Below are 3,420 nucleotides of genomic sequence, written 5' to 3'. Positions count from 1 at the left end.
GCCCCGGTCCGGCGCCGGGCCGGGGCCTCACGCGTCCCAGGTGACGGGGAGTTCCCACAGGCCGTAGATGACGGCGCCCTCCTTGCGCGGGAGGTCGGCGAGCGGCCGGGCCAGCCGCAGGCCGGGCACCCGCTGGAAGAGCTTGCTCCAGACGATCTCCAGCTCCAGCCGGGCCAGGTCGGCGCCGATGCAGTGGTGCACGCCGTGGCCGAACCCGAGGTGCTTGCGGCTGCCGCGGCTGATGATCAGCTTCTCCGGCTCGGGGAACACCTCGGGGTCCCGGTTTCCGGCGAGGCCGAGGCAGAGGATGCCGTCGCCGGCCCGGATGGTCCGGCCGCCGATCTCGATGTCCTCCAGTGCGACACGGGGTACGGCGGTGTCGCCGATCGTCGCGATCCGCACCAGCTCCTCCACGGCGGGCCTGATCAGCGACGGGTCGGCCAGCAGCTGCGCCAGCTGGTCGGGGTTCTCCAGCAGGCACGCGGTGCCCAGGGAGATCTGGCTGGCGGTGGTCTCGTGCCCGCCGTTCATCAGCAGCCGCACCATGTTGAACAGGTCGCGGTCCGTGTACTCCTCGCCCGATGCCTCGTAGTCGGCCATCGCACGGCTGAGCAGGTCGTCGCCCGGCTCCTTCTTCTTCTGCTGGATCAGCTCGCTCACATAGGCGTTGACCTCGACGATCGCGGCCTGCCGTTCCTCGGGGGAGCTGTGGCCGCCCAGCAGCGCGGTACCGTGCCGGATGAAGAAGTCGTGCTGGTCCTGCGGGATGCCCAGCAGTTCGCAGATCACCGTCATGGGCACGGCGAGCGAGAACACCCGGTGCATGTCGACGGGCGGGCCCATGGCCAGCATGCGGTCCAGGTAGTCGTCGACGATCTCCTCGATGCGGGGCCGGAGCCGCTGCACCTGGCGGTGCGTGAAGGTGAGCGCGGCCTTGCGCCGGGTGCGGGTGTGCTCCTCGCCGTCGTAGCCGATGAACGAGGTCTCGGTGCGGAACTCCGGCGGGGCGATGAAGTAGAAGGGGAAGTTGGCGTGCTTGCGGGAGGCGCTGACGCGCGGATCGGTCAGCAGCGTCCGGATCGTCGTGTACCCGGTGACGGTCCAGATCCGCAGGCCTGACCCGGTCAGTGTCACCTGTGAGACGTCCTCCTCTGCCATCGCCTCGTACGCGGCGGGCTGCGAGAACGGGCACTGGCGCGCGTACGGGAAGGTCTCGTGCTCCTCGGTGGGGAGTTCGGGTGCGGCGTTGCTCATGGAGGGGTCCCTTCTGGTCGGCGGCGGCCGAGCCGGGGCGGCGGGGTGTCAGACCTGGCTCTCCGGCAGGTGCACCACGAGGCCGTCCATCTCCTCGGACACGGGCAGTTGGCAGCTCAGTCGGCTGTGCTCGGTGCGGGGCGACGCGGTGGTGTACAGGACGTCGTCCTCGATCTCGTCCATCCCGGGCAGCGGGAGGCTGTTGTTCGCGTCGACGTAAACATGGCAGGTGCCGCACTGGGCGGCTCCGCCGCACTGGGCCTCGATGCCGTCGACGCCGTTGAGCCTCGCGCCGCGCATGACCGTGTCCGGGGGGTGGACGTCCACCACGGTCGCGGTGCCGTCCGGCTGCTTGTAAGTGATCTTGGCCATCGCGTTCCCTTCGTCGCTGGGCGGCGTCGTGGCCTCCACGTGCGCGCCGTGGCCTCCGGGGCCGCGCGGCCCCGGACGCGGCCGGGGCCGGGCGGCACCGTGCGCACTGTGGACACGGGCACTAGCGGCGTACTGGAGGGCCCCTCGGGGGGCGGGGCGCGCGACGGCCGGGCGGGCACGCTGGTCCGGGGGCCTTCCAGAGGGCCTCAAGGGGCCGTCGCCATGCTGACCGCCCCCAGTGATCGGAGGTACAGCGGTGTTTTCCGAGCAATCCGCCTCGACGGCCGCCCCCGCGCTGGACGCGTACCGCGCCCAACGCCCCGTCTGGCGCCCGTCGCCGGACGACCCGGACCTCGACCACGCGGAGATCGAGGTGCCGCAGGACTACGCGCACCCCGGCGGTGAGCGGCTCACACTCGCGCTGAGCCGCAGCCGGGCCCGCGACCCGCGGTGCCGACGGGGCATCCTCCTGGCCGTCAACGGCGGTCCCGGCGGCGACTGGGGGCGGGGCCGGGCGCTGGTGGCGGCCCTCCGCGGCACTCCGACGCACGAGGCGTACGACCTGATCGGCTTCGACCCGCGCGGCACCGGCGACTCCACCCGGCTGTACGCCGAAGTGGTCGTGCCGAAGGCGCCGTTCGACTCCCGCCCGCCCGACGCGCACTTCGCGCAGATCGCCGAGGACATGCGGTTGCGGGAGGAGGGCTGCGCGCGGGCGGGCGGCGCCCTGCGCCCGCATGTGAGCACCCGCAACACGGCCCGCGACATGGACCTGATCCGCGCGGTCCTCGACGAGGAGCGGCTCAGCTTCGTCGGCTACGCCTACGGGTCGTACGTCGGCGCCGTCTACGGCACGATGTTCCCCGAGCGGCTGGACCGCAGCGTCCTGGACTCCTGCGTCCACCCCGGCTGGACCTGGTACGAGCAGTTCGTCTCCCAGGGCGACGCGATCCTGCGCAATGTGCGGCAGTGGGCGCGGTGGGCCGGCGACCGCGACAGCGTCTTCGGGCTCGGTGTCGGCGCCGAGGCCGTACTCGCATCGGTGGAACGGACCGTGCGGCGGCTGGAGGAGCTGCCGGAAGGCGTCGCCCTGCGCACCCTGCTGGACGGGGCGATGGGCTACCGCACGGCGGACCGCGGAGCCTGGGAGCGGCTGGGCCGGATGATCGCGCGGCTGGGGGACGTGCCCGGGGGCGAGGCCGGCGCGGCGCCGGCGCGGCGACTGCTGGCGGACCAGCGGGGCTGGCGTCCCACGGACCACGAGGGCGAGTTGCGCAGCGGCGTACTGGACGCCGTGACCCTGGAGCACGACTGGCCGACCGCCCTCGCCGAGTACTTCACGGCCATGCGCGACTTCCGGGTCCGCCACCCCTACGGCTACGGCGTGCTGCGGGCCCAGCCCTGGGTGGGCACCTTCCGGTCGTTCACCCCGCCGGAGCCGCCGACGAAGATCGTGCGGAACGGCTTTCCCACGGGTGTGGTGGTCCAGGCGGACGGGGACATCATGGATCACCACGACGGCGGCGTGGCCATGGCGGAGCAGCTCGGCCACCGTCTGATCACGGTGACGGACTCGGGTGACCACGAGATCTTCGTGCTGGCCGGCAACGCGGAGGTGGACGCGCTCGTCCACCGGTATCTGACGGACGGGGTGCTGCCGCCGGCCGGGGCCCGGTGCGCGGGTGCCACGCCCCGTCCGGACATCCCGGCCGACCCGGGCCGGGGCTGAGGCCCCGTGACGCCCGTCGCCCCGCGCCCGGACGGGGCGCGGGGCGACGGGCGTCACGACGGGGC

General features: G+C 73.1%; 3 protein-coding genes. 1 reads left to right on the top strand and 2 read right to left on the bottom strand.

All coding sequences use genetic code 11. The features are described from left to right. Positions 1–27: 27 nt before the first annotated feature. Positions 28–1,254: a cytochrome P450 gene (locus CR470_RS36745; protein WP_097872019.1), complete on the bottom strand. Its 1,227-nt coding sequence runs from the start codon at positions 1,252–1,254 to the stop codon at positions 28–30. 48 nt (positions 1,255–1,302) lie between these two features. Then, positions 1,303–1,626: a 2Fe-2S iron-sulfur cluster-binding protein gene (locus CR470_RS36740; RefSeq protein ID WP_097872021.1), complete on the bottom strand. Its 324-nt coding sequence runs from the start codon at positions 1,624–1,626 to the stop codon at positions 1,303–1,305. 256 nt (positions 1,627–1,882) lie between these two features. On the opposite strand from CR470_RS36740, the gene CR470_RS36735 reads away from it, so the two are divergent. Further along, a complete protein-coding gene (locus tag CR470_RS36735) occupies positions 1,883–3,355 on the top strand; it encodes an alpha/beta hydrolase (RefSeq protein WP_257139048.1) in 1,473 nt (490 codons plus the stop codon). Positions 3,356–3,420 lie beyond the last annotated feature (65 nt).

Origin of the sequence: Streptomyces sp. rh34 (assembly GCF_002551245.1) — a bacterium.
In the GTDB taxonomy this organism is placed as follows: domain Bacteria; phylum Actinomycetota; class Actinomycetes; order Streptomycetales; family Streptomycetaceae; genus Streptomyces.
This window is presented reverse-complemented; position numbering and strand designations above follow the sequence as displayed.